The organism is Rhizobium sp. NLR10b (assembly GCF_019685435.1).
Lineage (GTDB): Bacteria > Pseudomonadota > Alphaproteobacteria > Rhizobiales > Rhizobiaceae > Rhizobium.
In genome coordinates, this window is the sequence record NZ_JABDWV010000013.1 from 1 (window position 1) to 26,294 (window position 26,294).

General features: G+C 59.8%; 27 protein-coding genes. 13 read left to right on the forward strand and 14 right to left on the reverse strand.

Translation table 11 applies throughout. The features are described from left to right. Window positions 1-355: 355 nt before the first annotated feature. From HJB91_RS20915 to HJB91_RS20940, 6 genes are all read right to left on the reverse strand, one after another. Window positions 356-898 (reverse strand): MerR family transcriptional regulator, encoded by a 543-nt coding sequence (locus tag HJB91_RS20915; RefSeq protein WP_207608344.1) that lies wholly within the window; start codon window positions 896-898, stop codon window positions 356-358. 150 nt (window positions 899-1,048) lie between these two features. Further along, window positions 1,049-1,387 (reverse strand): integration host factor subunit alpha, encoded by a 339-nt coding sequence (locus HJB91_RS20920; protein WP_047616420.1) that lies wholly within the window; start codon window positions 1,385-1,387, stop codon window positions 1,049-1,051. 106 nt (window positions 1,388-1,493) lie between these two features. Then, entirely contained in the window at window positions 1,494-2,465 is a 972-nt protein-coding gene (locus HJB91_RS20925) for a beta-ketoacyl-ACP synthase III (protein WP_210631655.1), read from the reverse strand. Window positions 2,466-2,485: 20 nt separating this feature from the next. Next, window positions 2,486-3,532, reverse strand: a complete 1,047-nt coding sequence (gene plsX / locus HJB91_RS20930; RefSeq protein WP_210628347.1) for a phosphate acyltransferase PlsX — start codon at window positions 3,530-3,532, stop codon at window positions 2,486-2,488. Window positions 3,533-3,631: 99 nt separating this feature from the next. Beyond that, window positions 3,632-4,186 (reverse strand): DUF177 domain-containing protein, encoded by a 555-nt coding sequence (locus tag HJB91_RS20935; RefSeq protein ID WP_210628348.1) that lies wholly within the window; start codon window positions 4,184-4,186, stop codon window positions 3,632-3,634. An 11-nt stretch (window positions 4,187-4,197) separates the two neighbouring features. Next, window positions 4,198-4,788 (reverse strand): ubiquinol-cytochrome C chaperone family protein, encoded by a 591-nt coding sequence (locus HJB91_RS20940; RefSeq protein ID WP_210628349.1) that lies wholly within the window; start codon window positions 4,786-4,788, stop codon window positions 4,198-4,200. A gap of 187 nt (window positions 4,789-4,975) precedes the next feature. Between HJB91_RS20940 and HJB91_RS20945 the strand changes: the two genes are divergently transcribed. Then, complete coding sequence (locus tag HJB91_RS20945) at window positions 4,976-5,509, forward strand: outer membrane protein assembly factor BamE (RefSeq protein ID WP_210628350.1); 534 nt, start codon at window positions 4,976-4,978, stop codon at window positions 5,507-5,509. 94 nt (window positions 5,510-5,603) lie between these two features. Here the strand turns inward: HJB91_RS20945 and HJB91_RS20950 are convergent, their stop codons facing one another. The 4 genes from HJB91_RS20950 to HJB91_RS20965 form a co-directional block, all read right to left on the reverse strand. After that, window positions 5,604-7,742 (reverse strand): sodium-translocating pyrophosphatase, encoded by a 2,139-nt coding sequence (locus tag HJB91_RS20950; protein WP_210628351.1) that lies wholly within the window; start codon window positions 7,740-7,742, stop codon window positions 5,604-5,606. A gap of 197 nt (window positions 7,743-7,939) precedes the next feature. Further along, window positions 7,940-8,422, reverse strand: a complete 483-nt coding sequence (gene nusB / locus HJB91_RS20955; RefSeq protein ID WP_064706868.1) for a transcription antitermination factor NusB — start codon at window positions 8,420-8,422, stop codon at window positions 7,940-7,942. Window positions 8,423-8,425: 3 nt separating this feature from the next. Next, window positions 8,426-8,881, reverse strand: a complete 456-nt coding sequence (locus HJB91_RS20960) for a 6,7-dimethyl-8-ribityllumazine synthase (protein ID WP_011424856.1) — start codon at window positions 8,879-8,881, stop codon at window positions 8,426-8,428. A gap of 46 nt (window positions 8,882-8,927) precedes the next feature. Next, window positions 8,928-9,095 (reverse strand): hypothetical protein, encoded by a 168-nt coding sequence (locus HJB91_RS20965; RefSeq protein ID WP_210628352.1) that lies wholly within the window; start codon window positions 9,093-9,095, stop codon window positions 8,928-8,930. Between the two features lie 131 nt (window positions 9,096-9,226). Here HJB91_RS20965 and HJB91_RS20970 point away from each other — a divergent pair, with 131 nt between their 5' ends. The 7 genes from HJB91_RS20970 to HJB91_RS21000 all read left to right on the forward strand — a co-directional run bounded on the left by HJB91_RS20970 (window position 9,227) and on the right by HJB91_RS21000 (window position 17,045). Then, the gene (locus tag HJB91_RS20970) at window positions 9,227-9,586 is read left to right on the forward strand and encodes a hypothetical protein (protein WP_210628353.1); all 360 of its coding nucleotides are present in this window, start codon (window positions 9,227-9,229) and stop codon (window positions 9,584-9,586) included. A gap of 140 nt (window positions 9,587-9,726) precedes the next feature. After that, window positions 9,727-10,230 carry a cupin domain-containing protein gene (locus tag HJB91_RS20975; protein ID WP_210628354.1) on the forward strand — a complete coding sequence of 168 codons (504 nt, stop codon included), beginning with the start codon at window positions 9,727-9,729 and terminating at the stop codon, window positions 10,228-10,230. Between the two features lie 23 nt (window positions 10,231-10,253). Beyond that, complete coding sequence (locus tag HJB91_RS20980) at window positions 10,254-10,769, forward strand: GNAT family N-acetyltransferase (RefSeq protein WP_210628355.1); 516 nt, start codon at window positions 10,254-10,256, stop codon at window positions 10,767-10,769. Between the two features lie 292 nt (window positions 10,770-11,061). Next, window positions 11,062-11,958 carry a glycosyltransferase gene (locus HJB91_RS20985; RefSeq protein WP_221155839.1) on the forward strand — a complete coding sequence of 299 codons (897 nt, stop codon included), beginning with the start codon at window positions 11,062-11,064 and terminating at the stop codon, window positions 11,956-11,958. Window positions 11,959-12,071: 113 nt separating this feature from the next. Then, a complete protein-coding gene (locus tag HJB91_RS20990) occupies window positions 12,072-14,444 on the forward strand; it encodes a glycosyltransferase (protein ID WP_221155840.1) in 2,373 nt (790 codons plus the stop codon). A 208-nt stretch (window positions 14,445-14,652) separates the two neighbouring features. Then, window positions 14,653-15,834: an acetyl-CoA carboxylase biotin carboxylase subunit family protein gene (locus HJB91_RS20995; protein WP_221155841.1), complete on the forward strand. Its 1,182-nt coding sequence runs from the start codon at window positions 14,653-14,655 to the stop codon at window positions 15,832-15,834. Beyond that, a complete protein-coding gene (locus HJB91_RS21000; protein WP_221155842.1) occupies window positions 15,831-17,045 on the forward strand; it encodes a Gfo/Idh/MocA family protein in 1,215 nt (404 codons plus the stop codon). Before HJB91_RS20995 ends, HJB91_RS21000 begins: the two co-directional genes overlap by 4 nt. A gap of 216 nt (window positions 17,046-17,261) precedes the next feature. Here HJB91_RS21000 and HJB91_RS21005 read toward each other — a convergent pair whose 3' ends face one another. Further along, window positions 17,262-18,371 carry a DegT/DnrJ/EryC1/StrS aminotransferase family protein gene (locus HJB91_RS21005; RefSeq protein WP_210628360.1) on the reverse strand — a complete coding sequence of 370 codons (1,110 nt, stop codon included), beginning with the start codon at window positions 18,369-18,371 and terminating at the stop codon, window positions 17,262-17,264. A gap of 191 nt (window positions 18,372-18,562) precedes the next feature. Here HJB91_RS21005 and HJB91_RS21010 point away from each other — a divergent pair, with 191 nt between their 5' ends. From HJB91_RS21010 to rfbA, 5 genes are read left to right on the forward strand one after another with little or no spacing between them, the layout of a single operon-like run. Continuing rightward, on the forward strand, window positions 18,563-20,557 hold the full coding sequence (locus tag HJB91_RS21010; RefSeq protein ID WP_221155843.1) for a glycosyltransferase family 1 protein: 1,995 nt from the start codon (window positions 18,563-18,565) through the stop codon (window positions 20,555-20,557). Next, on the forward strand, window positions 20,547-21,125 hold the full coding sequence (gene rfbC, locus HJB91_RS21015) for a dTDP-4-dehydrorhamnose 3,5-epimerase (RefSeq protein ID WP_210628362.1): 579 nt from the start codon (window positions 20,547-20,549) through the stop codon (window positions 21,123-21,125). Before HJB91_RS21010 ends, rfbC begins: the two co-directional genes overlap by 11 nt. Before the next feature lie 6 nt (window positions 21,126-21,131). Further along, complete coding sequence (gene rfbB, locus HJB91_RS21020) at window positions 21,132-22,187, forward strand: dTDP-glucose 4,6-dehydratase (protein WP_221155844.1); 1,056 nt, start codon at window positions 21,132-21,134, stop codon at window positions 22,185-22,187. Between the two features lie 3 nt (window positions 22,188-22,190). Further along, complete coding sequence (gene rfbD / locus HJB91_RS21025; RefSeq protein WP_210628364.1) at window positions 22,191-23,078, forward strand: dTDP-4-dehydrorhamnose reductase; 888 nt, start codon at window positions 22,191-22,193, stop codon at window positions 23,076-23,078. Between the two features lie 10 nt (window positions 23,079-23,088). Beyond that, window positions 23,089-23,958 carry a glucose-1-phosphate thymidylyltransferase RfbA gene (rfbA, locus tag HJB91_RS21030; protein ID WP_210628365.1) on the forward strand — a complete coding sequence of 290 codons (870 nt, stop codon included), beginning with the start codon at window positions 23,089-23,091 and terminating at the stop codon, window positions 23,956-23,958. 92 nt (window positions 23,959-24,050) lie between these two features. Here the strand turns inward: rfbA and HJB91_RS21035 are convergent, their stop codons facing one another. From HJB91_RS21035 to nrdR, 3 genes are read right to left on the reverse strand one after another with little or no spacing between them, the layout of a single operon-like run. Beyond that, window positions 24,051-24,680 (reverse strand): riboflavin synthase, encoded by a 630-nt coding sequence (locus HJB91_RS21035; protein WP_210628366.1) that lies wholly within the window; start codon window positions 24,678-24,680, stop codon window positions 24,051-24,053. After that, window positions 24,680-25,810, reverse strand: coding sequence for a bifunctional diaminohydroxyphosphoribosylaminopyrimidine deaminase/5-amino-6-(5-phosphoribosylamino)uracil reductase RibD (ribD, locus tag HJB91_RS21040; protein WP_210628367.1), 1,131 nt, complete (start codon window positions 25,808-25,810; stop codon window positions 24,680-24,682). The genes HJB91_RS21035 and ribD overlap by 1 nt, the downstream gene beginning before the upstream one ends. Window positions 25,811-25,813: 3 nt before the next feature. Beyond that, entirely contained in the window at window positions 25,814-26,290 is a 477-nt protein-coding gene (gene nrdR, locus HJB91_RS21045) for a transcriptional regulator NrdR (RefSeq protein WP_003547190.1), read from the reverse strand. Window positions 26,291-26,294: the final 4 nt, after the last annotated feature.

Genomic DNA, 26,294 nt, shown 5'->3' on the forward strand with positions numbered 1-26,294 from the left:
TTTCCGGGTTAGATTGAAGCATTCTGCCGGAGCAGGTTTTCGTCAGGGCGAAGGCGATTGGTGACGGGCATACCCCAGGTACGTCCGAGCCAATCGCCTTTGATCCTGGCGGAAACATGCCCGGCCCACCGGCCGCACCGCTTCGCCGTGGGCGAAGCGACAAGTGCGTCCGGCGATTCCAAGGTCTTGCAGATTTGCCAGGCAAATCTGCGGGAGGGTTGGCTGAAACGGGCCGGCTGATCGACCGGCCGGCTTGGCCGTAGTGCTGGGCTACGACACGCGCCGGCCGGTCGACCATCCGACTCCGTTTGAGCCAACAGAATGCTTCAATCTAACCCGGAAAGGCTCTCCATAATCAGCGGACCTGATCGAGCAGACGTTTGCATTCCAGGAGGTCGTAGAGCGCCTCCTGAAGCAGCGCCCTGTCTTCCTTGCCGACGCTCGATTTGCCGATCGAGACCTCCGGCTGCTCGTCGTCGCCGGCGACGAAATTGAAGAACCGGCGGGTGATCGGCGGCTTGGCGCGGCCGACAATCTGATCCTCCTCCGCCATGCCGACACGCGGTTCCCCGGCGCCCATCTCCTGCGCACCCGAGGCAAGCGCCTCGACGCTGGCGAGATCACCGTGGCCGACCGAGATGACGAACTTGTTGCCGTTGGTCTTCAGAAGCTTCTGCACGCCCTTGATCGTATAGCCGTGATCATAGAGCAAATGCCGGATGCCCTTGAGGAGGTCGACGTCCTCCGGCCGGTAGTAGCGACGGCCGCCACCTCGTTTCATCGGCTTTATCTGGGGAAACCGTGTCTCCCAAAAGCGCAGCACATGCTGCGGCAGATCAAGATCGTCTGCGACTTCGCTGATGGTGCGAAAGGCATCGGGGCTCTTGTCCAACGTCATATGCTACGCAACCTCGCAGGCTCGATCCAACAGCGACTCACCATATTTCAAAGGTTTGGCGTCGACAATTCAAGTCATGTCTCGACGTTGCGCACAGGGGATCGACCAGTGCGAGAAAAAAACACCGCTCCAAGAGGAGGAAGGCTGATCTCAGGGAGCCGGATTCTGCGGCTTCAGCTTGATCTTGCGGGCGACATGCGCCTTGAGGATGCGCGTCTTCAGCACGTTCGAAGCCTTGAAAGTCATCACCCGGCGCGGAGAGATCGGAACCTCCTCGCCGGTCTTCGGATTGCGGCCGATCCGCTCGTTCTTATCGCGAACCTGGAAGGTGGCGAAGGAGGAAAGCTTGACGGTTTCGCCACGCACAATGGCATTGCAGATTTCGTCGATGACGGTTTCCACAAGTTCAGCGGATTCGGTCCGGGAAAGACCAACCTTGCGGAAAACGGATTCCGCCAGGTCTGCTCGCGTCACTGTTTTTCCGGTCATGGTTTCCCCGCCCATTACAAAATATTTTTTGAAAGCGAACGAAGAGTATTTGTCTTGCGCCTCACGGTCAAGCTCTTGTTCGCCGCCAGTTTTTTAGGATTCGTGCTTACCAGCGCAGCAGAACAGCGCCCCAGGTGAAGCCGCCGCCCATCGCTTCGAGCATCACGAGGTCGCCCTTTTTGATCCGGCCGTCGCCGGCGGCGGTCGCAAGCGCGAGCGGGATCGAGGCGGCCGAGGTATTGCCGTGCAGGTCGACGGTGACGACGACCTTGTCCGCATCGATGTTCAGCTTCTTCGCCGAACCGTCGATGATGCGTCGATTGGCCTGGTGCGGCACCAGCCAGTCGAGGTCTTCGGCCGTTGTCCCGGTCGAATCGAAAGCGGCCTGAATGACATCGGTGATCATGCCGACGGCATATTTGAAGACTTCGCGGCCTTCCATACGCAGCTTGCCGACGCTGCCCGTCGTCGACGGTCCACCATCGACATAAAGCTTGTCCTTGTGCGAACCGTCGGAGCGCAGATGCGCGGTCAGCACGCCGCGATCGGCAGACGTGCCCTCACCTTCTGCCGCCTCGAGCACGATCGCGCCGGCGCCATCGCCGAAAAGCACGCAGGTGGTGCGATCGTTCCAGTCGAGAATGCGCGAAAAAGTCTCGGCACCGATGACGAGAACGCGCTTTGCAAGGCCGCCGCGGATATAGGCGTCGGCGGTCGTGACCGCATAGACGAAGCCGGTGCAGACGGCCTGGACGTCGAAGGCAAAGCCGTGGCTCATGCCGAGACGGTTCTGGATGTTGACCGAGGTGGCCGGAAAGGTGTTGTCCGGCGTCGAGGTGGCGCAGATGATAAGATCGATATCGGCAGGCGTCAGGCCGCCATTGGCAAGCGCCGCACGCGCGGCGGCTTCGCCAAGCGAGGCCGTCGTCTCGTCGTCGCCGGCCACGTAACGCTGGCGGATGCCGGTGCGCTGGACGATCCATTCGTCCGACGTATCGACGATAGCCTCCATATCACTGTTGGTCATCACGCGTTTCGGAAGTGCGGCTCCGAACCCGCGAACCACTGAACGGATCATATTCGATTGAACCCCATAGCTCATGCCGCTTCCGGGCCAATGGGAGGCAGCCGCTTGGCATGATATTTCTTAAGATCGTTTTCTATTTTCTGATTGAGGCCGTTCTTAGCCATGTCGTAGCCGACCTCGATGGCAGCGGCGATGCCTTCGGCATTCGCCCCGCCGTGGCTCTTGATGACGATGCCGTTCAGGCCGAGAAACACGCCGCCATTGACCTTGCTTGGGTCGAGCTTCTCACGAAGCATATCGAAGGCGCTCTTGGCGAAGAGATAGCCGATACGGGCGAGCAGTGTGCGCGACATGGCGGCACGCAGATATTCGGCGATCTGCTTTGCGGTGCCTTCGGCCGTCTTCAGCGCGATATTGCCAGAGAAGCCTTCGGTGACCACGACGTCGACCGTGCCCTTGCCGAGGTCGTTACCCTCGACGAAGCCGGAATATTCGAGCGAATCGATATTCGCCTCCCGCAACAGCCGGCCGGCCTCCTTGACCTCTTCCTGGCCTTTCACCTCTTCGACACCAACGTTCAGAAGACCGATCGTCGGGCGTTCGATCTCGAAAAGCGCGCGCGCCATGGCGCCGCCCATCAGGGCAAAATCCATCAGTTGCTGTGCATCGGCGCCGATCGTCGCACCGACATCGAGCACGATGCTCTCGCCCTTCAGCGTCGGCCAGATCGCCGCGATCGCCGGGCGCTCGATATTGGCCATCGTGCGAAGACAGAATTTCGCCATCGCCATCAGTGCGCCGGTATTGCCGGCCGAAACGGCGACATCGGCATCGCCCGTCTTCACCGCCTCGATCGAGCGCCACATGGTCGAGACATAGCGGCCGCGGCGCAGCGCCTGGCTCGGCTTCTCTTCCATGCTGACAGCAAGCTCACAGTCGTGAAAGACTGATTTTTCCTTGAGTTTCGGGAACTTGGCGAGAACGGAATCGCACTGTTCCTTAAGACCGTAGAAAACGAAGGAAATATCCGGATGCCGGTCCAGCGCCTTGGCGGCGCCGGGGATGACAACCTGGGGACCAAAGTCGCCACCCATGAGGTCGAGAGATATTCTGATCACGCGTCCCTGATCCTTCTTTTCGCCGAGGGGCGAAATTTCGGCCAAAATACCGGTTTTGGCGTCGCATACAACTGAATTATGTCAAATGCCAGAGGTGCTTCAGTCCTTTTTCCAGTCCTTGAGGACCGCGAAAGCGGAGGGCTTTTTATCGTTCTCGCCGCTATCCTCGATATGGCCCTTGAACTCGACACCCTCCTTGCGGGGATAGGGATCAATGGCGAGCGCGGCGAATTCGGCAACCACCTCGCCGGCATCGATCGTGTCGCCGACAAAGGCCTCGGGCAGGTCGGGACCGTCGGGATCGAGCAGCATCTCGCCGGCGTCGTTGCCGGGCTGGCGGGCAAGCTTGGAACCCTCGGGCACGAAGATCTGCTCGAAACTTTCGTCGATCACGGCTTCGACCGGTTCCAGCGTCACGACGCAGGACTGGACGATCTTCGCCTGTACGCGGCCCTTGACACGCACGCCGTCGCGTTTCCAGCGGGCGATCTGCAGATCGGCGCTGAGATCGTCGACGGAGACAACGCTCCAGGCCTCGGCAAGCGCCTTCAACTCGCTGGCATCGGCCTCGATATGAACCTCGACGGGATTGGCCGAGATGTGGCCGACCTTGACGCGATAGGAGAAGGGAACATCGTCCCGATCGTTCTTCATCGTTTCCTCCTTCAGGCGACCGGCGGCAGCGTTGCCGAACCGCTGGCGATCAGCTCCTCCGGAACGGCGGACAGATGGGATTCTGCGGCCATCATCCAGCTGGCCAGGCCGGACATATCCGCCGGTGTCTCGGTTTCCGGGTGGATATTGCGCATCAATGCAAGCGCCAGCGCCTCGGCGTCGCCGGCGTCCATCGCCTTCGAATAGGTTTCGAGCCGGCCATAGAACATGCCCGCGAGCTTCTTCATGCGTTTCGGCACGCTGTTGTCGCCGATGCCGAGCTCGCGGATCGAATAGTCGATGTCCTGAAAGAAGGCATCGACGATCTCCTGAGCAATCTCCTGGCCGCTGACGGCCGAGGCGCGCGTGCGGCGAAAAAACAGAATCATCACGATCGACAGCATTTCGAAGCGGCCCATGACCGTATCCGGTACATCGAGCCGCTCGTAGAGATCGGGCATGCGCGCGGCTGCGGTCAGCGTCGCATATTGCCTGTCGACGATCGCCTGATTGTTGTTTTTCTTGCGGAAGAGCCCGAGGATCATTGTTTTTTCCGGAAATGCCTCATTCTTCACGCCGGCTAGCGTCCGGCCTTGTTGCATGATTTCGAAAGCTGGTTTACCGAAGCAGGCGCGAATTGCAATGCCGTTCGTGGCCTGCTTCGGGACGACGCCTTCGAGCCGCCAGCGAAGCGAATTCGGGAAACTCGACCCGGAATGGCCACAATGGTTTTGCAGGAGGAAAGCGTGCAAGGCACAAAATGGCTGCTATCGACACCCAAGGGAGTAGATGTCGTTGAAGAAACGGTATTTCAAGTCTGACATGAAATTCTTCAGCAGCGCGGCCATTGCCTTCATAATCGCCTCCACATCAGCTCTTTCAGGCTGCCAGACCGGCACCGTGCTCAACGGCGGCTATGTCGTCGATCAGCAGTCGCTCAATCTCGTTCCGGAAGGTTCCAGCCGCGAACAGGTCCTGCTCTCGCTCGGCACGCCATCGACGACGGCGACCTTCGACGGCGAGGTCTTCTATTATATTTCACAGCGGCGCACGCGCGCCGTCGCCTTCCAGAAGCTGAAGGTCGTCGACCAGACCGTTCTGGCCATCTATTTCGACAAGGACGGCGTCGTCACCCGCCGCGCCAACTACACACTGCAGGACGGCAAGGTCTTCGATACGGTCTCGCGCGTCACGCCGACCGGCGGCAAGGAACTCACCTTCCTGCAGCAGATGCTCTCCGGCGGCAGCGCAGCAAGTGCTGCCCGCAGCCTGTTCGGCGGCGGCGCCGGCGGCACGCCGCAAAATCCGAGCAGCCTGCGCTGATCGGACAGATTTCCAACAAAAACCCGCCGGATCGCTCCGGCGGGTTTTTATATGTTCGGGGTAGCATCCGCGGCGCACCGCGGTGCTTGGACCATCAACCGGCGAGAACGGCCAGCAACAGCAGCGCGACGATATTGGTGATCTTGATTGCCGGGTTGACGGCGGGGCCGGCTGTATCCTTGTAGGGATCGCCGACGGTATCGCCGGTGACGGAGGCCTTGTGTGCATCCGAGCCCTTCATGTGACGCACGCCGTCCTTGTCGACGAATCCGTCCTCGAAGCTCTTCTTGGCATTGTCCCAGGCGCCGCCGCCCGAGGTCATCGAGATGGCGACGAAGAGACCGTTGATGATGACGCCGAGCAGCGATGCGCCGAGGGCGGCAAAGGCCGAGGCCTTCGAGCCGGAGATAAGAAGCACACCGAAATATACGACGACGGGGGCGAGCACCGGCAGCAGCGAAGGCACGATCATCTCGCGGATGGCGGCCTTGGTCAGCAAGTCGACGGCCTTGCCGTAATCCGGCTTTTCCGTGCCTTGCATGATGCCGGGCTTCATCTTGAACTGCCGGCGAACCTCCTCGACGATCGAGCCGGCGGCGCGGCCGACGGCTGTCATGGCGATGCCGCCGAACAGATAGGGAATCAGGCCGCCGAAAAGCAGGCCGGCGACGACGTAAGGGTTCGACAGCTCGAACGAGATTTCGCCGATATTGGCGAAATAGGGATATTGGTCGCCATGAGCCGCGAAATACCGCAGGTCGTTGGCGTAGGCGGCAAAAAGCACCAGTGCGCCGAGACCGGCCGAACCGATCGCGTAGCCCTTGGTGACCGCTTTGGTGGTGTTGCCGACGGCGTCGAGCGCGTCGGTCGACTTGCGCACTTCCGGCGGCAGATGGGACATTTCGGCGATGCCGCCGGCATTGTCGGTGACCGGACCGAAGGCATCGAGGGCGACGATCATACCGGCGAGGCCGAGCATGGCGGTGACGGCGATACCGGTGCCGAAAAGGCCGCCAAGCTGATAGGTGGCCAGAATACCGCCGACGATGACTATGGCCGGCAGAGCGGTCGATTCGAGCGAGACTGCCAGGCCCTGGATGACGTTGGTGCCGTGACCGGTCACCGAAGACTGGGCGATCGAAACGACGGGGCGTTTGCCGGTGCCGGTATAGTATTCGGTAATGACGACGATCAGCGCGGTGACGACGAGGCCGACGAGACCGCAGACGAAGAGGTTGGTACCGGTGACGTCGGCGCCGGCGACCGTGCCAAGCGAGCCCCAGCCGACGGTCAGCGAGGTGGCGGCGCCAAGACCGACAATCGACAGCAGGCCGGTGACGATGAGGCCCTTGTACAGCGCACCCATGATCGAGCCGTTCGAGCCGAGCTTGACGAAGAACGTGCCGATGATCGAGGTGATGATACAGGCAGCGCAGATCGCCAGCGGATAGACCATTGCTGATTGAAGGATCGGCGCGCCGGCAAAGAAGATCGCGGCGAGAACCATGGTGGCGACGACGGAGACGGCATAGGTCTCGAACAGGTCGGCCGCCATGCCGGCGCAGTCGCCGACATTGTCGCCGACGTTATCGGCAATCGTCGCCGGGTTGCGCGGATCATCTTCGGGGATACCGGCCTCCACCTTGCCGACGAGGTCGCCGCCGACATCGGCGCCCTTGGTGAAGATGCCGCCCCCGAGACGGGCGAAGATCGAGATCAGCGAGGCGCCGAAGCCGAGCGCCACCAGCGCGTCGATGACTTCGCGCGAGCCGCTCTCGTGTCCGAGCCCGACTGTCAATATCGTATAGTAGATGGAGACGCCGAGCAGCGCGAGGCCCGCCACCAGCATGCCGGTGATGGCGCCCGACTTGAAGGCGATGTCGAGACCGGCGGAAAGGCTGGCGGACGCCGCCTGGGCGGTGCGCACGTTGGCGCGGACGGAGACGTGCATGCCGATGAAACCGGCAGCACCTGACAGAACGGCGCCGATCAGGAAACCGACGGCGGCAGTGGCGGAGAGAAGCAGCCAGGCTGCGATGAAAACAACGACGCCGACAAGCGCAATGGTTCTATATTGACGCGTCAGGTAGGCTTGGGCGCCCTCGCGGATGTAGCCCGCGATCTCCTGCATCCGGCTGTTGCCCTGATCGGCGGCAAGCACCGACCGGGTTGCCCAGGCGGCATAGACCACCGAGAGCAGACCGGATGCGATTACGCATAAAAGAATGGTCATTTCGCTCTTTCCTCCCATAGGCCGGAGCTCACTCCTTCTCCGGCAGATACGCCGCCGACTCGCCTTCCTCTCCACAGAAATGCACAGCTAAGCGGTGCGGAGATTGCGTGGTCGATCACGTGGCGTCAAGCCCGCAAAGGCCGAAAACCATTGCGGTACGAAGAAAGACGTAGGGAGATTGTTCGGCGGCTAAAGAGTTACTTCTTCGCCTCGCCGCGGACCTGCTTGGCGATGCGGTCGAGCACGGCATTGACGAGCTTCGGCTCGTCGTCATCGAAAAAGGCTCGAGCGATCTCGACATATTCGGTGACGATGACCGCCACCGGGACGTCCTTGCGATCGAGGAGTTCGAAAACGCCGGCACGCAGGATGGCCCGCACCGTGCTATCGAGGCGCGACAGCGCCCAATCATCCTGCAATGCCGCGGCAATCAGGGGGTCGAGACGAACCTGATCACGCACGACGCCGGAGACGATGGAGCGGAACCAGGCGGCATCGGCCTTCAGATAGGTGGCGCCGTCGAGTTCCTGACCGAGGCGGTGCGCCTCGTATTCGGCGACGATTTCCAGAACGCCGGTGCCGCCGACATCCATCTGATAAAGCGCCTGAACGGCCGCCAGGCGGGCAGCGCCCCGCTGGTTCGCAGTCTTGACCGGCCGTTCCGTCTTGTCGTCGTTCATTCGTTATGCACCCAGTTTCTGCTTCAGCGCGATCATCGTCAGAGCCGCGCGGGCGGCAAACCCGCCCTTGTCCTTGTCCGAACGGCGGGCGCGCGCCCAAGCTTGTTCGTCATTTTCGACGGTCAGGATGCCGTTGCCGATGGCAAGGGATTCGCTGACCGCGAGATCCATCAGCGCGCGCGAGGATTCGTTCGATACGATATCGAAATGATAGGTCTCGCCGCGAATGACCATGCCGAGAGCGACATAGCCGTCATAATGCGTGCCGCCATTGTCGTCCCCATCGAGCGCCATGGCAATCGCTGCCGGAATTTCCAACGCGCCGGGAACGGTGACAACCTCATAGGTGGCGCCGGCTTGTTCGAGCGCAAAGGTCGCGCCTTCGAGCAGCGCGTCGGCCATGTCGTCATAGAAGCGGGCCTCGACGATCAAAATATGGGGAGCGGTCTCTCTCGACATTGTTTACCTTCGGTTGGCGGGAATTTTTCCACTCGACAGCCCGCGGTCAAAACATGCCTTCATCAGAATGGCAAGCACTTTCGGCCAGTGCTGCAAAAGCGAAAGAGGAAATATCGACAGCGGGATAGCCGCACCGTCCCTGCCGAGCCTGCCAAGCCTTCGAAATCCGCTTTTCCGGGGGCGTGGAAAACGGCAATTCGAAGGCGGTTTTCATGAAGAATTTTTAATTCTTTTTCAGGTACTTATCCCATTGAATCGCGAAAGTGACAACGCCAATTCCATCTCGTGACGCAGACGATCCCCTGCACGACAGCCGACCGTCAAAGCAGATGAAAGGATTAAATCATGAACCGCGTTGTCACAATAACCATCGCCGCAGCCCTCTCCTCACTCGCTTTTGCCGGCGTCAGTCGGGCCGAGAGCTTCAGAATGAACTCCGCCCAGGGCATCGAGCAGACGCTCAGGACCTTCCGGGGCAATGACTTCAATGTCGAGCAGGTCCGAAACTGGCACAATCTCGACGACGAGACGACAGGTCCGCGCTCGGCCCCGGAACGTTCCGGCCAGGCGATACACGGAATCCAGGCCTCGATCCATGCCAACAGATCGCTTGCACACCGTCTGAACAATGAGGGCGTCGATGTACGCAACATCGTCAACGCCGAACAGGCGGCGGACGGAAGCGTGACTTTCTACGTCCGCTGAGATCACAACCTGTTGCAAGCTCGAAGCATGGGCGGCGTTCTCCTCTCCGCCCATGCCGAGGATTTTCCCGGGTCAGCGCGCGATTGCCATTGAATTTTCCGGCAAGATGATAGCTTCTCTTCCTGCAACAGGAGGACATCATGGCGGCGGAATCGAAAGCGATCATCAATATCGCTGATCTCAAGCTCGACCACTGGAAACAGGGCGAGTTCTACGAAGGCGCCGACGTCTCGTTCGGCGCGCTGCTCGGCCTTGCGGGCCTCGGCATCAGCTACAATGAGGTGCCATCCGGCAAATCGAGCTGCCCTTTCCACAATCACCACGTCGAGGACGAGTTGTTCTACGTGATCGCAGGCGCCGGCGAATACCGCTTCGGCAGCGAGCGCCATCCGGTCCGGGCGGGCGACGTACTCGGCGCACCCGCGGGCGGGCCGGAAACGGCGCATCAGCTTATCAATACCGGCACAACCACGCTCGTCTATCTCGGCATTTCGACGATGGCGAAAACCGAAATCGTCGAATATCCCGATTCCGGAAAGTTCCTTGCCAAGACCAACAGGGAGGCGACAGAAACCGGGCGCTTCCGCCATATCGGAAAGACTGAAGGCGATCTCGACTATTGGGACGGCGAGCCCGGCGCCTGAACGCGATACCCCAAGGACCTATCGTGATCGACATCCCCACCCTAGAAACGGAGCGGCTGACGCTTCGCCCTCACCGCCTCGACGATTTCGAGGCGCATGCGGCGCTGTGGGCGGATGAAACCGTCGTTCGCTTCATTACCGGCGCGCCGTCGACACGCGAGCAGAGCTGGAGCCGCATGCTGCGCATCGCCGGCATGTGGCACCATATGGGTTTCGGCTTTCTGGCCATCGTGGAAAAGGAAAGCGGCAGGTTCATCGGCGAAGCTGGTTTCCTCGAAGCCCGGCGCGATATGGAACCGTCGATCGAGGGAACGATGGAGATCGGCTGGGCGCTGTTGCCCGCAGCCCACGGCCGCGGTTATGCCACAGAGGCGCTGACGGCTCTGATCGGCTGGGCGGAGGCGCATTTTCCGGGACAGCCGATGAGCTGCATCATCAGTCCCGAGAACTACGCCTCGCTGCGGGTCGCGGCCAAGCTCGGTTTCCGCGAGACCACGCGCACGCAGTACAACGGCGAGATCATTCAGTTTTCGCGTTAGGGAATTCAGCCAAGCGGGGAACGCAACGCAGAGAGTCCACCGCGCAGGCCCAATGCTCGTGGAACGCGGAGTTGCGAATGCCCGAGGGCGAGCCACCTTTCTCCCAGCAATCATTTATCTATCTGGCGAGATCCGCGGCGTCTTTTGCCGATTTTGCCTGTCCTTCCGCGCAAGCCTCGCGTAACGCCCGAGTTCTATGGTGATGGCAAGCCGTCTGCTTCGGTCCTCCGGCGAGGCGATCACCGCTTTCGCCGGCTGAGGCTGGAGAAAAGCGTTTCAAGGGGAGAAACATTTGCCGCGCGTGTCGATCTGTATACCGGCCTACAAGCCTGATTTCTTTGAACTCACCCTGAAGAGTGCAATCGCGCAAAGCTATACGGATGTCGAGATCATCGTCTCGGACGATTGCCCGACGGACGCCATCGAGGCAATCTGTTCACGGTATTCCAGCCTCATTACTTATAGCCGCAATCCCCATCCCGGCGAATACACCAATATCATGAGGCTCGCCGGTCTCGCCGAGGGCGAATACATCAAATTTCTGTTCGATGACGACGTGCTTAGCCCTTTCTGCGTGCAGTTTCTTCTTGAAGCGCTGGAGGCAACGCGCGGCAGAGGGACGAAACTTGCCTTTTCACCGCGGCATGTGATCGACGAGAGGAACAATTTCATCAACCTGATCAACCATTTCCAGGTTGCCCAGGGTTTAAAGGTCATCGAAGGCCGGGATTTCATCCGCTTGACAGCCATGCATCACCTCAACCTTATCGGCGAATATTCGACCGTGATGATGCGCAAGGCGGACTGCTTCGATGAGAACGGCGAGTTCCGGCTTTTCAGACCGGAAAACGGTATCTTCCGCGGCCTTCTTGATCTCTCAGGCTGGATGGAGCTCGCCAAGGAAGGCGCATTCGTCGCCCATCCGCACCCGCTTTCCTATTTCCGGCAACATTCCAATTCCAAATCAAACCATACCACGAACCCGATCTTCATCTACGCCATCATCTTTTACGAAGACATTCTGAATTATGCGCACGCCAACGGCTTCCTCAGCCCGCAGGATTTGCCGGTCTCCTATCACAATCTGATCAATGTCTACCAGTATTGGCGCGCCGCCTTTCCGGAACTTGAGGCGAGGATCGCTCGCCTGAGCACACTGCTTGATGATACCGGGCGATGGAGCGCGTAGCGGTTTGGGGCCGCTCGATTCCGGCGAGCTTCGCGGTACCCGCAGGTTTCGCACAATTCTCACGATTTAATTGATGGTCGACATGGAGCGATCATGCAGGCAGAGGATTTCAAATGATGCAGTTGATGGATGCTACAATGGCGGGTATCGGCGGACGCGAGCAGATCGTGCAGGCGTCTTTTTCCGTCGTCGTCCCCGCCTTCAACGCATCAAACGTCATTGGGCGATGCCTGCAGAGCCTATTAAGTCAGCAGGGGCAGACGGCATTTGAAATTATTGTCGTCGACGATTGCTCGGCGGACGACACGATCGCTAAAGCCGAAGAGATAGCTCGTGGGCATAATAACGTTAGTGTCCTGCGCCTCGACGGCAACGGCGGACCCGGTATCGCCAGGAATGCAGGGGTACTCAGAGCAAAAGGCGAATGGATTTGCTTTGTCGATGCCGACGACGTCGTCGAGAACAACTTTCTGGAGATGCTTCAAGCATCCGTCGAAGACCTCACGGATATCCTCGCGTTCAACTCCAGCCTTCATGACGCAGAAACCGGCAATAGCCTGAAAGCCAGCATCCGCGAGGATCTCGCCCGAGTCGAGGGCGCCGACAGGCTGGCGGATTATCTTCAGGATCGTGTTGATCGATCAGTCATCTTCCATCTGTTCCGCCGCCGTTTCCTCCTCGACAACAACATCATGTTCCGGGGCGGCCTTCACGAGGACGTCGATTACATGTTTCACGCGCTGATGCGCGCGCGTTCGGTCAAGAGTCTCGACCGGCAGATCTACCGCAAGCTCGATACACAGGGCTCAATCGTCAATTCTCTCAGCACCCGTCACGTCGACGGCTTCTTCGATGCGCTCGACGCCATGCATGCGCTCGTGGCGGACACGCCTATGTGGCCTGACCTGAAAAATCCTTTCCTGACGGGCATCATCAACGTGACCGCGTCTCGCCTGCTCAGGCTGCTGCCCGGCAAGGTGGTCAAGCTCGAGGATGCCGGCAAGATCCTCTCCACGCTTCACGACCGTGTCGTGCGCTTAATGAAGCTTGCCGAGATCGTCTATCCCCTGCCGGTTCCGCCATCCGGCTTCCGCACCAAATACCGGATCACCTTCGATGCCTTCATGAACGGCATGGAAAAAGGCGATACGACCGAAGATATGCTGAAAGTCTTCGCGGAAATCGCGCCGAAGCTCTGGAGCTGCTACGACCTTCATCATTCCATTCTGCTCGGACCCGGCGAGGTGCGCACCTGCTGCAAGCGCTTCACCTATGAAGGCGAGCTGAAAGGCGATGTGGTTCTTTTTGGCGGTAACGGCAAGGACTTCGAGTTCACCTACGGCGATATCAAGCAGGCAAAGGATGCCCTGTTCCTCGAGATCAACCGAGACAACTCAGATGAATGCCGCGGTTGTCCCTTCTTGAAATTCGAGGATTGGGGGCGGCCGCTCAATCAGGGCGTCAAGTATCTTTCCTTCGAGCATCACTCGCTTTGCAACATGCGCTGCACCTATTGCAGCGAGACGTATTTTGGCGGCAAGAAGCCTGCTTATGATGCGGGCGCATTTATTGACACGTTAAAGGATGCCAAGGCCCTCGAGAACATGGAATATATCGTCTGGGGCGGCGGCGAACCGACGGTCGAGCCGCGCTTCGACGAGCTGCTCAGCAAACTGGCTGAGGGCATTTCCAATGTTAAGCAGCGCGTCATCACCAACGCGACAATGTATTCGGAGCCCCTTGCAGACCTTCTCCGGAAGGATCAGGCCCATATCGTTACCAGCATCGACGCCGGAAATAGCAAGAATTTCAATGAGATTCGCAAGTACAAACATTTCGAGCGAGTATTCGAAAACCTCCGCCGCTATGCTGCCTGCTCTTCGCGCAACGTCGTCATAAAATATATTCTCTTGCCGGAAAACAGCTCCTCGGACGAACTCCGGCAATATGCCGACCTGATCGTCGAGAATGGCTTGACCGATTGCAACTTCCAAATCAGCTGCGATTTCAAAACGGATCGCGTGACCGATGAGCAGTTAGTGTCGATCGTAGAACTTCACCATCTGCTGAGAGTTCGCGGCGCGCGTCTCATTTTCCTTGACGATCTCGTCTGGCAGCGGATCTTGACGGTTACGCCGGATACTCTGGAATTGCTGAAATCCAAGTTGGAACCTTCGGTGCTGGAGACGGCATTCGAGCCGGTCCATCCTAAGGGCGTTGTGGTTTGGGGGATTGGCGGACAAGCTCAGATCATTCGCCGCAAGTCGCAGTTCTTCAAAACGAGCAAGATCGCCTATTTCATAGATCCGCGCCCCGAAATGATCGGCCAGAGGCTCGGCGGCATCGAAGTGCGCGCCCCTCATTCCGCCCTGTCGGATGACCTGCCGATCATGATCGGCGCCGTGCAAAGCGCGCCGGAAATCTATGATCAGATTGAGGCCCTAGGCATAAGCCCCCAGCGGATTCTGCAGAAAGTCATCCTGTAGCGCTGAAACTCTGATCGAAGCGATTGGAAGTCAACCGCCTCGATCAGCAAGCCTCGGGAAACGCCCGCAGCTTATGATTTTGATCACCGCGTCCGTTTTCGAGTCTTTGAACACCGCAAGCGGATGGAAGAGAGCTGTTAATCTGCAGCTCCAGCGGTTTGATGCGCAACGCCCCTAACTCGTCAGGGGATGTGGGAGGGATTTGAGAATGACCAAGAGAGCATTGCTGGTCGGCAGCAACTTCAGCGCAGTTCCCCTTCTATTTGCCCTGAAGAGGCGCGGCCTGCATATTTCCGTGTGCGGAAACCGGCCGGATGAGCCCTGCCACGCGCATGCGGATCAGTCGCATTTCATCGACTACAGCGATCCGACCGTGTTGCTCTCCCTCGTCGAGAACGGCGATTTCGATTTCATCGTGCCGACCGGCAACGACGTTGCCTATATGTCGACCACCTTCGTCGCCGAAAAGCTCGGATTCCCGCGCTTCGATTCCATGGAAACCGCGACCATCATTCACACGAAGCAGGCGTTCCGCAGCTTCACCGAGCAGTACGATATCCCTGCCCCACGTTCGGTGCGCCTGCATGGCGACTCGCCGGTCGAGACCGGCGCACTGCGCTATCCGCTGCTTGTGAAGCCAAGCGACAGTTTCAGCGGTCGTGGCGTCACGAAGGTTTTCGACAGGACAGAACTTACCGACGCCGTCGCCGACGCCCGGCGCAACTCGCGCGCGGCGGAGATCGTGATAGAGGAATTCGTCGAAGGCAGCCTGCACAGCCATTCCGCCTTCATCAAGGATCAGGAAATCGTCTTCGACGTCTTCGTCGACGAATATTGCACAATCTACCCATACCAGGTCGATTCATCGAATCATCCGTCGCGGCTCTCCGAAACTGTTCGTTCGAAGACGCGTGCCATTATGGCGCGTGTCGTCAAGCTGCTCGGACTGCAGGACGGCCTCATCCATACGCAGTTCCTGTCAAATGGCGACGATGTCTGGATCGTCGAATGCATGCGACGCTGCCCGGGTGATCTTTACGGCTCACTTGTCGATCAGTCTCTCGGCATCGATTATGCCGACCTCGTCATAACGCTGCTGCTGGGCGAGGAATTTTCGGTCAATCCGCGCTTCAAACCGCCGCTGTTTTTTGGGCGCCACACCATCACCTCTGACACGCCCTCGACGCCGTTTTCCTTCTCACATTCCATTCCATCATCCGATGTCCGCATCGCGCAACTCAAGACCACCGGCAAGCCGATGAATTCGGCACCGTTCGACAAGCTGGCCATCCTCTACGCCCGCTTCGAGACGCGAGACGAGATGCTGAAGGTGGTGCCGGATTTCAAGACCTTCATTTCGCTCCAAACGATGCAAGGAGACTTCGCATGAGCCGATCAAGCCAAGGAGTACCGGAAAAGCTGCGCCTCGCGTTTCTGGGCGGCGCCGTCAATTCTGCTGTAGGCCGCGCTCATCGGGATGCAATCGAGCTTGATCAGAAATTCGATCTTGTCGCTGGCTGCTTCAGCCGCCATGAGGAGATCAATCGCGAGACGGCGGAACAGTACCGCATTTCACCGGAGCGCTGCCATGGCGACTTCGATACTTTGCTATCGAAAGAAGCCGGCAACATCGATGCTCTCGTCGTGCTTACGCCGACGCAGCAGCATATGAAGCAGGTTGTCGGCGCACTCGAGGCGGGTATTCCGGTGATCTCGGAAAAGGCCCTTGCCGGTTCGAGCGCCGAGACGCGCACGATCGACAATGCGCGCAGTAATGGGACCTTTTTGGCCGTAACCTACAATTACACGGGATACCCCATGCTCCGCGAAATCCGTGGCATGGTCGAGCATGGTGTTTTCGGCGAATTGCAGCAGATCCATATTGAGATGCCGCAGGAGAGCTTCCTCCGTTTCCGCCGCGACGGGACACCGATGACGCCACAAGATTGGCGCTTGCGCGACGGTCCCGTGCCGACGGTTTCGCTCGATCTCGGCGTTCATGTGCACTCGTTGCTTCATTTTCTTACCCAGCGAGAGCCGGAAGAAGTCTGCGCGACCAGCCAGAGTTTCGGCAACTTCCCGCAGGTGCTCGACAATGTGCAGGCGCTCGTGCGATGCGCCGGCGGCCTGCATTGCAGCATGTGGTACGGCAAGACAGCCCTCGGGCAACGCAACGGCCTGCGTGTGCGGCTCTATGGCTCCAAGGCATCAATCGAATGGCTTCAGGAAACCCCCGAAGTTGCCCATTTCTACGACCGCAACGGCCGCAAGCAGATCCTCGATCGCGCCAGCCCGGATATCATGATCGCCAACGCTAGCCGCTATGAGCGGTTCAAGGCGGGTCATCCTTCGGGCTTCATCGAAGCCTTCGCGAATTATTATGCCGATCTTGCGGACGCCCTCCTGCAGCGCAAGACCAATAGCGCACGCTTGCCCCATCCCTATGTGCTCGGGCTCGATGAGGCGGAAGAAGGACTGCGGCTGCTGGAAGCGATCGAATGCTCGCGGCTGGAAAAGCGCTGGATCGAAATTGAGCCGCGGGGCGTACGGCGCCCTGTGACAGAGCGGCTCGAAATCCAGGCTCCGCAACTGGCACTCTAATCTGTCGTCTACAGGATGAAGAAAACGGCGTGATCGATGGTCACGCCGTTTTCTTGTGAGTTGCCGGCTGCATGCGCGGTTTCGCAATTTCTTGTTTGGCAGGCCCCGCGTTCCAAATCCTGCTGACAAGGGAGGCCGCCTGGCCTATTGGCGAGGGATACCGCATAGCAGATCGTTTCTATCTGCGGTGCGACATGACATCCGGAAGATCGTGTTTTAAACCGACTGGATCAGCCCGCAGACCTTGTCGACGATCTCCATCTCCATGTCCGGATAGATAGGAAGGCAGAGCACCTGTAGTGCTGCTTCGCTTGCGACCGGCAGGTTCGACGGCTGGGCGGAAGGCAGGCTGCGATACATCGAGAAGCTTGAAATCAGCGGATAGAAATAGCGGCGCGGATGAATGCCGTTTTCCTTCAGTAACTCGTAGAGCCCGTCGCGTGAAATGGGATAGCCAGCGCGGACGAGGATCGGGAAATAAGAGAAGTTGGAGACGGTCTCGCCGGAACGGTTCAGGCATTCAATGCCCGCAACGCCGCGGAGCCGCTCGCGGTATGCACCGTCGATGAGCTCCCGCCTTTCGAGTGCAAACTTGATGTATTTCAGCTGCAACAGGCCGAGCGCAGCGTTGAACTCGCTCATCTTGCCGTTCGTGCCCGGCGCCACCACAGTCACTTCATCGACGTAACCGAAGTTCTTCAGCTGGTCGATGCGGGTCTTCGTCTTGATGTCCGGGCAGATGATGGCTCCGCCTTCGAATGTGTTGAAAACCTTCGTCGCATGGAAGCTCAGGATGGAGAGGTCGCCGTGATTGAGAACGCTTCCCCGTTCGTCTTCCACGCCGAAGGCATGGGCGGCATCATAGATGATCTTGAGATTGTAGAGATCGGCGATCTTCTGGATCGCATCGACGTCGCAAGGGTGGCCGTAGCAATGCACCGGCATGATCGCCGTCGTCTGCTGTGTGATCGCCGCCTCGATCTTCGCTGGATCGAGATTGAGGGTCACCGGGTCGATGTCGACGAAGACGGGCTTTAAGCCGTTCCAGAGAAGCGAATGCGAAGTGGCCACGAAGGAATAAGGCGTGGTGATGACTTCGCCCGTGACGCGGAGCGCCTGAAGCGCCGTCAGCAGCGCAACGGTAGCGTTTGAAAAGAGGCTGATGTGCTTCACGCCGAGATGATTGCAGAGCTCCTGCTCAAGTTGCTCATGGAACGGCCCGCCATTGGTCAGGATGCGATTGCTCCAGATCGCTTCAAGCGAAGGAATGAATTCTTCAAGCGGCGGCAGGCTGGGCTTCGTTACGTAGATCTTTTCGTTTTTCATGACGCCGTCCAGGGTTGGGCCCTATCTCGGAAATGGGCCTGGTACGAACATCAGGGCTTAACCTGTTGCGAAGCTGACCAGCGAAATTCCTGTCAACAGTGTGGCGCAAGCTTCACGTCCAATAGTCGACCCCCATACGAATGCCGTATCGTGAATCACGAAGACGGCAGCTATTCGCGAAGGACGATACCTTGACGATCAATCAGCCCATTTCTTCTTTGCCGGCCGGTCTTCCTGATCTGGCGCTTCTCACGGAGAAAGCTGCCGGGACGGGATCTGTCATTATCTATCAACCTTATCTCGACCCTTCGCAACGCAGCCAGATCGACGCAGCGGCCATGCCGCTCGATATCTCGTTCAATACGCAGGCCACGACCCGCGAATATGAACTCTTCCGCACCCTGTATCAGCATCACGAGGCGATCGGCCTCGGCGACGACGTATTCTGGGGGCTGCTCTCCAGCAAATTCGAGATGAAGTCGGTGACGAGCTTCCCGTCCTTTGTCACGGAGGCGGAAAAGGCCAGGGCAGAAGGTGCGGACGCCTATCTTTACAATCCGCTGATCGGCCACGCGGCGATCTACAGCAACGTTTGGGAACATTCGCTGCTTGGCGGTCATCCCGGCATGGACCCGATCTTCCTGCATATCCAGAACCTCGGCTATCCGATCGCGCCGCCTCAGGACAAGACTGCCTTCGCGTTCTGCAACTATTTCTGCGGCAACCGGAAATTCTGGTCCGGGTATTTCGCCTTTTGCGAACGCATTCTCGAATCGCTGGAACACCAAGCGCGTGCCGGCACGCCGGCGGGTACTGCCTATGCCGGCACGGCTCACTATTCGCGCGATGCCAATGCGAAGATGCGCCCCTTCGTGATCGAGCGCCTGCTCGGGCTTTATGTCCAGCAGGCTGCCGCCTCCGGATTGAAAATCGCCGCCTTCGTGCCGGCCCTTGCCGATTTCGAATGGAAATTTGGTATCCGCCTCGGCCGTCTGCTGCATGGGCTCTTCGCCGCCAAGGAAGCCTTTCTGAAGAGCCTTGACGAGGCGCTCCTGACCTCGTGGCAGGAAGGCCGCCAGCCGCTCATCAAGCAGCCGCATCTGATCTGGATGGCTGATGATCCGCCCGCCTGGATGCCGCGCGGCCAGTTTATCGGCGGCCGCGAATTGATGCGCGCCTATGCTCCGCAGGCATCAGGCGCCACCCCGACGCCGCAGCAGCCGATACGGATGGAAAGGCCCGCTATATCAGCCGCGCCGAAAATCGAGCAGCCGCTCCGCAACCCGCTGCAGCCCTTTGCCGGCGGATGGCAGGCGCACAAGGACCGTCACTGCATCTGGATCGTGACGCCCGAAAACTACAATCACAGCCACGCCTTTGACGAAGTCGCGCTCGGCCTGCAAGGCGCCTTCGAGGAACTCGGCGGCTCGGCACCGATCGTCCGCGACATGAACGCGTTCGCAGGCCGTGCGCCGATCATCTACGGCGGCAATCTTCTCCCCGCCGAAATCGCCGGCCATCTGCCGAAGGACAGCGTCATCATCAACCTCGAGCAGGTGTCCGAGGAAAGCAGCTGGATCAATTCGCGCTATATGTCGATCCTGAGGGCGATGCCGGTGCTCGACTACAGCCCGCGCAACCGCGAAAACCTTGCCGCCAAGGGCATCGATCACGCCGGTGTCCTCGAAATCGGTTACAGCGGTTGCCTGAGCCAAATCCAGCACAACCCCGTCAAGGATATCGACGTCCTCTTCTACGGCTCGATGAACGAACGGCGCCACCATATCCTGAAGACGTTGAACGACAGCGGGCTAAAGGTCGCGCATCTCTTTAACATCTATGGTGCGGAACGCGATGCGGCGATTGCCCGCGCCAAGATCGTCATAAACATCCATCATTATGCGAGTGGCGTTTTCGAGATCGTGCGTATTTCCTATCTGCTCGCCAATCGCGTTTGCGTGCTGACGGAAGGTGATAGCCGCGATCCAGACCTCCAGCCCTTTATCGGCGGCTTGGCAATTGAGCGCTATGACGACATGATCGACCGCTGCTACAAGCTGATCGCAGACGCAGACGAGCGCGATGCCACTGCCGCGACTGGCCTTGCGGCCATGCGGAGCCGCTCGCAGGCGGACATGCTGATGAGCGTCATGAAGGCCGCAGAAAAGGTAAGTCATGCGCATTGAGACCGCAGCCATCGAGGGCATTGTTGCAATCACGCCGCCACGCTTCGGCGATCACCGCGGCTACTTCTCCGAGGTATTCAAGGATGCCTGGTTCCGGGAAAATGTGGCCAACGTCACGTTCATCCAGGACAATGAGTCGCTTTCGGCGCAGGCTGGAACCGTCCGGGGGCTGCATTTCCAGATCCCGCCCTTTGCCCAGGGCAAACTGGTGCGCTGCCTTGCCGGTCGGATCATGGATGTCGTCGTCGATATCCGCGAGGGATCGCCGAGCTTCGGCAGATGGCTCTCTCAGGAACTCTCGCCGGAAACTGGCAAGCAGCTCTGGATACCGGCCGGTTTCGCGCACGGATTTGTAACGATCGAGCCGAACAGCGTTATCAGCTACAAGGTAACTGCACCCTACAGCCCGCAGCATGATCGGGGCATCGCGTGGAACGATCCGATGATCGGCATTCGCTGGCCGTTCGATGAGAGAGAGATAGTGTCGTCCGACAAAGACAAGACGCTGCCGCGGCTCGCCGATCTGCCAAGCCATTTTTCTTATTCAACACAGCAACCCAAGGATTGATCGTCGATGCGCATACTGGTCACGGGCGGAGCGGGCTTCATCGGATCGGCATTGGTGCGCCATCTTGTCAGCGAGATCGGCGCCGAGGTGCTGAATGTCGACGCACTGACTTATGCCGGCAATATGGCATCGCTGAAATCCGTCGAATCGGCGCCGAACTATCAATTCCTGCGCGCCGATATCTGCGACCACGCCAGGATGCAGGAAGCATTCGCGTCCTTCCGCCCTGATATCGTCATGCATCTCGCCGCAGAGAGCCATGTCGACCGCTCGATCTCGGGCGCTGCCGATTTCATTCAGACCAATATCGTCGGCACATTCAGCCTGCTGGATGCCGCGCGGCACTATTGGGACGGGCTGGACGCGCGCAGCAAGAGCGCCTTCCGCTTTCTGCATGTCTCGACGGACGAGGTCTACGGCTCGCTCGGCGACGAGGGCCTCTTCGCGGAGACGACGCCTTACGATCCGTCCTCGCCCTACTCCGCCTCCAAGGCCGCGAGCGACCACCTGGCGGTCGCCTGGCACCGCACCTATGGCCTGCCCGTCGTCGTCTCCAATTGCTCCAACAACTACGGCCCGTTCCATTTCCCGGAAAAGCTCGTTCCGCTGATGATCCTGAACGCATTAGAGAGCAAGCCTCTTCCGGTTTACGGCAATGGCGCGAATGTTCGCGACTGGCTCTATGTCGAAGACCACGCCCGCGCGCTTTTCACGATCGCATCCAGAGGACGCCCCGGGGAAAAATACAATGTCGGCGGCCGCAATGAGCGCCGGAACATCGATGTCGTTCATCGCATTTGCGCGATCCTCGACAGCGTCTACGCTGACAAAGCACCTCATGCACATCTGATCGCCAACGTCACGGACAGGCCCGGACACGACGCACGCTATGCGATCGATGCCTCGAAGCTCGAAAGCGAACTCGGCTGGAAGGCGCAAGAGACTTTCGAAACCGGCATCGAGAAGACGGTGCACTGGTACTTGGAAAACGAATGGTGGTGGAGGCCGCTGCGCGAGAACGTCTACTCCGGCGAACGCCTCGGCGTTCTCAAAGGACAATAAGCGATGCGCATTGCCGTCACCGGCAAACAGGGCCAGCTCGTTCAGTCGCTGCTCAGACGTGGCGCCGAAACGGACGTCGACATCAGTGCGGTCGGGCGCCCGGAAATGGACCTCGCGAATCCCACAAGCATTGCGGCCGCCTTCTCGGCTCTGCGCCCAGATCTGATCGTCTCGGCCGCCGCCTATACGGCGGTCGACAAGGCCGAGAGCGAAGCCGAGCTTGCTTTCTCAGTCAACGCGACCGGCGCCGGGGCGGTTGCCGAGGCTGCCGCGCGGATCGAGGTCCCGGTGATCCACATTTCGACGGACTACGTCTTCAGCGGCGACAAGGCCACCGCATATTCCGAAGAGGATGCTACGGCGCCGATCTCCGTCTATGGGCGTTCGAAACTCGCGGGCGAGAAGGCCGTCGCGGCGGTGAACCCGAACCACGTCATCTTGCGCACTGCCTGGGTCTATTCGCCCTTTGGCACCAATTTCCTGAAAACGATGCTGCGGCTTTCCGAGACGCGCGATCATCTTCGCGTTGTCGCCGATCAGACAGGATGCCCGACCTCGGCACTCGACATCGCCGACGCGGTTCTTGCGATCGCAACCCGCATCGTAGCGGATCCTGCGCCATCGCTCCGCGGCACCTTTCACCTGACCGGCAGCGGCGAAGCTAGCTGGGCGGACTTCGCCGAAGAGATATTCGCGGAGCTTCATAAATCCGGCGGCAAAAAGGTCGAGGTCGAACGCATCCCGACGGCGGATTATCCGACGGCGGCGATGCGTCCCGCCAATTCGCGTCTCAGCGGCGACAAGCTCGCCAGAACATATGGAATCCGACTCCCGGAGTGGAAGCAGTCCATGATGGTGGTCATGCAAGACCTTTTGAATAAAGGTCTTTAAGGAGATTGGCATGAAGGGAATTATCCTCGCCGGCGGCACAGGCACACGTCTGCATCCGATCACAGAGGCCGTCTCGAAACAGTTGATGCCGGTCTACGACAAGCCGATGATCTACTATCCGCTGACGACGCTTATGCTCGCCGGCATCAGGGAGTTGCTGATCATCACCACGCCTCACGACGTCGAAGCCTTCAAGCGCCTTCTCGGCGACGGCTCGCAATGGGGAATTTCGCTGAACTATGCCGTACAGCCGAGCCCGGACGGCCTCGCCCAGGCGTTCATCATCGGCGCCGACTTCGTGCACGGCGACAGCTCGGCACTCGTTCTCGGCGACAACATCTTCTACGGGCACGGCTTGCCGGAAATCATGAAATCTGGCACGAGTCGTCGCGAAGGCGCGACAGTTTTCGCCTATCATGTCACCGATCCGGAACGCTATGGCGTCGTCGGCTTCGACGAAAAGATGAATGCGCTGTCGATCGAGGAGAAGCCGAAGGAGCCAAAATCGAACTGGGCGGTGACCGGCCTCTATTTCTACGATCAGCAGGTGGTCGATATCGCCGCCAACCTGAAGCCGTCACCGCGCGGTGAATTGGAAATCACCGACGTCAACCGCACCTATCTCGAGCGCGGCCAGCTATTCGTGGAGTTGATGGGCCGGGGCTATGCCTGGCTCGACACCGGCACGCCGGACAGCCTGCACGATGCCGCGGGTTTCGTCAGCACCCTGGAGAAACGCCAGGGCTTCAAGATCGCGTGTCCCGAGGAAGTCGCCTGGCGCATGGGTTACATCTCGCAGGCCGAACTCGCCAAGCTCGCGGAGAAGCTCGGCAAGAGTGCCTACGGCCAGTACCTGCGGAAGCTGTCCCCGGATTGGTGAACTGTCTGGCCGACCAGACGCGCTGTCCCTTTCAACCCGCATAACTGCAAAATCGACCGCGATTTTCGCAGTTATGCGTTCGTCCGTATGGATCAGACGTTTCCGGCTTCTCGCGCACTCGGAAATTCCGCCAGCCGGGCAGCGTAACGCGCCATGGTGTCGACTTCGAAATTGACAAAATCGCCGGCCTTGCGCTCACCCCAGGTGGTGACGTCGAGCGTGTGGCGGATGAGCAGGACATCGAAATCGGTGCCGTCGACAGCATTGACGGTCAGCGAAGTGCCGTCCAGTGCGATCGATCCCTTGGGGGCGACGAATTTCGCCAGATGTTCGGGCGCACGCAGGCGATAGCGGGTGGCGTCACCCTCCGATGTCACCGAGAGGATTTCCGCCTTGCCGTCGACATGGCCGGAAACGATGTGGCCGCCGAGCTCGTCGCCGATCTTCAACGACCGCTCGAGATTGATGCGGCTTCCTTCTTGCCAGGTGCCGATCGTCGTCAGCCGCAGCGCTTCTTCCCAAGCTTCCACCTCGAACCAGCGGCCATTGCTGCCTTCATCAGGCAGGCCGGTCACGGTCAGGCAGATGCCGGAATGGGAGATGGATGCACCCATATCGATGGTGGAGGGATCATAAGCGGTCGCGACGCGCAGCTTGATGCCCTCCTTCAGGGGGGAAACGGATTCTACTATACCGACATCGGTGACTATTCCGGTGAACATCAAAGCCCTCTTTCATATTCGTCCAGGCGATCGTCGCCAAAGATTCGCGTGCTCATATGCATGAAACCGGATGGTATGTCGGTTGCCTGCAACGGGGATTCAATACCGCCCCCACCGAGGGCGACAGGCGCCTGATAGAGCTGGATGTGGTCGACAAGACCGGCTTCGAGGAATAGCCGCGCCGTCTTTGCGCCGCCTTCGACCAGAAGCGAAGAAATGCCCCGCGTCGCAAGCGCCGGGAGCAGGACCTCGGGGTGATAAGGATTGCAGTAGACAATTTCGACGCCGGCGGCTTCGAGCGCGGTGCGGCGGGAGTCCATGTCGGCGGGGTCAGTGGTCGGCGCCCCAGCATCCGCCCCCAACGGCGAAACCTCTTCCCTCGCCACCACAATCACCGGCACGTCCCGCGCCGTCTGAACCAGCTTGCTCGTCAACGGCAATGCCAGCGCGGGATCAAGGACGATGCGGATCGGCGACTGTGCTTCGAGGCCTGGCGTGCGCACCGTCAAAAGCGGGTCATCTGCTATCGCGGTGCCGATGCCGACGAGGATCGCGTCGGTTTCGGCGCGCAGCGTCTGAACCTCAGCGCGGGCCTCCGGACCTGTGATCGCCACTTGGCCCTTCCCCTCACGGCCGATCATGCCATCGGCGGAAACGGCAAGCTTGAGAGTCACATAGGGGCGGTTCTTCGTTTGGCGGGTGAGATAGCCGGCCAGCGAGCGCCGGCCCTCTGTTTCCAGCACGCCTGGCGTCACCTCGATGCCGGCGTTGCGCAGCATCGCGATGCCGCGGCCCGAGACGCGCGGGTCAGGATCGGTGACGCTGACGACAACGCGGGCAATGCCATAGGCGATCAGCGCCTCTGCGCAAGGTGGCGTCTTACCGTGGTGCGAGCAGGGTTCGAGCGTCACATAAGCGGTGGCGCCACGGGCGAGTTCGCCGGCTTCGGCGAGCGCCTGCGGCTCGGCGTGCGGGCGGCCGCCGAGAGCCGTGACCGCACTGCCGACGACGACGCCGTCACGAACGATCAGGCAGCCGACGGAAGGGTTGGTGGCGGTACGGCCGAGATGCCGGCGCGATAGGCGGATCGCCGCCGCCATGAAACCTTCGTCCTCCGCCGAGACTCTCATGGCTCATCTGTCCAGCGGGTCGCGGGCGATCTTGGCGTTGATTTCGGAAATGACCTTCTCGAAATCCTCGGCAAGCGAGAAATCCCGGTAGACCGAGGCGTAACGCACGAAGCCGACATCGTCGAGGCTCTTCATGGCTTCCAGCACCTGCAAGCCGATTTGCTCGGAGGAGATTTCCGTCTCGCCGGAACTCTCAAGCCGGCGGACGATGCCGGAAACGGCGCGCTCGATGCGATCCCGCTCGACGGGGCGTTTGCGGAGCGCCACTTCGAAGGAGCGCACCAGTTTGTCACGATCGAAGGGCACCTTGCGGCCAGTCTTCTTGATGACCATCAGCTCGCGCAGCTGGACGCGCTCGAAGGTGGTGAAGCGGCCGCCGCAATCCGGACAGATACGCCGCCGGCGGATGGACGTGTTGTCCTCCGCCGGACGCGAATCCTTGACCTGGGTATCTTCCGAACCGCAATAGGGGCAGCGCATCGCT

Bases quoted from the DNA above. Each gene is read 5' to 3' on its own strand.
- HJB91_RS20970 (WP_210628353.1), top strand. From the start codon at position 9,227: ATGAACCGCGTTGTCACAATAACCATCGCCGCAGCCCTCTCCTCACTC.
- HJB91_RS20990 (WP_221155840.1), top strand. From the start codon at position 12,072: ATGATGCAGTTGATGGATGCTACAATGGCGGGTATCGGCGGACGCGAG.
- HJB91_RS20925 (WP_210631655.1), bottom strand. From the start codon at position 2,465: ATGATCCGTTCAGTGGTTCGCGGGTTCGGAGCCGCACTTCCGAAACGC.
- ribD (WP_210628367.1), bottom strand. From the start codon at position 25,810: ATGAGAGTCTCGGCGGAGGACGAAGGTTTCATGGCGGCGGCGATCCGC.
- HJB91_RS20935 (WP_210628348.1), bottom strand. From the start codon at position 4,186: ATGAAGAACGATCGGGACGATGTTCCCTTCTCCTATCGCGTCAAGGTC.
- rfbB (WP_221155844.1), top strand. From the start codon at position 21,132: ATGCGCATACTGGTCACGGGCGGAGCGGGCTTCATCGGATCGGCATTG.
- HJB91_RS20975 (WP_210628354.1), top strand. From the start codon at position 9,727: ATGGCGGCGGAATCGAAAGCGATCATCAATATCGCTGATCTCAAGCTC.
- rfbA (WP_210628365.1), top strand. From the start codon at position 23,089: ATGAAGGGAATTATCCTCGCCGGCGGCACAGGCACACGTCTGCATCCG.
- HJB91_RS21005 (WP_210628360.1), bottom strand. From the start codon at position 18,371: ATGAAAAACGAAAAGATCTACGTAACGAAGCCCAGCCTGCCGCCGCTT.
- HJB91_RS20940 (WP_210628349.1), bottom strand. From the start codon at position 4,788: ATGCAACAAGGCCGGACGCTAGCCGGCGTGAAGAATGAGGCATTTCCG.
- HJB91_RS20960 (WP_011424856.1), bottom strand. From the start codon at position 8,881: ATGTCGAGAGAGACCGCTCCCCATATTTTGATCGTCGAGGCCCGCTTC.
- HJB91_RS20965 (WP_210628352.1), bottom strand. From the start codon at position 9,095: ATGAAAACCGCCTTCGAATTGCCGTTTTCCACGCCCCCGGAAAAGCGG.
- nrdR (WP_003547190.1), bottom strand. From the start codon at position 26,290: ATGCGCTGCCCCTATTGCGGTTCGGAAGATACCCAGGTCAAGGATTCG.
- HJB91_RS21000 (WP_221155842.1), top strand. From the start codon at position 15,831: ATGAGCCGATCAAGCCAAGGAGTACCGGAAAAGCTGCGCCTCGCGTTT.
- nusB (WP_064706868.1), bottom strand. From the start codon at position 8,422: ATGAACGACGACAAGACGGAACGGCCGGTCAAGACTGCGAACCAGCGG.
- rfbD (WP_210628364.1), top strand. From the start codon at position 22,191: ATGCGCATTGCCGTCACCGGCAAACAGGGCCAGCTCGTTCAGTCGCTG.
- HJB91_RS20995 (WP_221155841.1), top strand. From the start codon at position 14,653: ATGACCAAGAGAGCATTGCTGGTCGGCAGCAACTTCAGCGCAGTTCCC.
- HJB91_RS21035 (WP_210628366.1), bottom strand. From the start codon at position 24,680: ATGTTCACCGGAATAGTCACCGATGTCGGTATAGTAGAATCCGTTTCC.
- HJB91_RS20920 (WP_047616420.1), bottom strand. From the start codon at position 1,387: ATGACCGGAAAAACAGTGACGCGAGCAGACCTGGCGGAATCCGTTTTC.
- HJB91_RS20945 (WP_210628350.1), top strand. From the start codon at position 4,976: ATGTCGTTGAAGAAACGGTATTTCAAGTCTGACATGAAATTCTTCAGC.
- HJB91_RS20915 (WP_207608344.1), bottom strand. From the start codon at position 898: ATGACGTTGGACAAGAGCCCCGATGCCTTTCGCACCATCAGCGAAGTC.
- HJB91_RS20950 (WP_210628351.1), bottom strand. From the start codon at position 7,742: ATGACCATTCTTTTATGCGTAATCGCATCCGGTCTGCTCTCGGTGGTC.
- rfbC (WP_210628362.1), top strand. From the start codon at position 20,547: ATGCGCATTGAGACCGCAGCCATCGAGGGCATTGTTGCAATCACGCCG.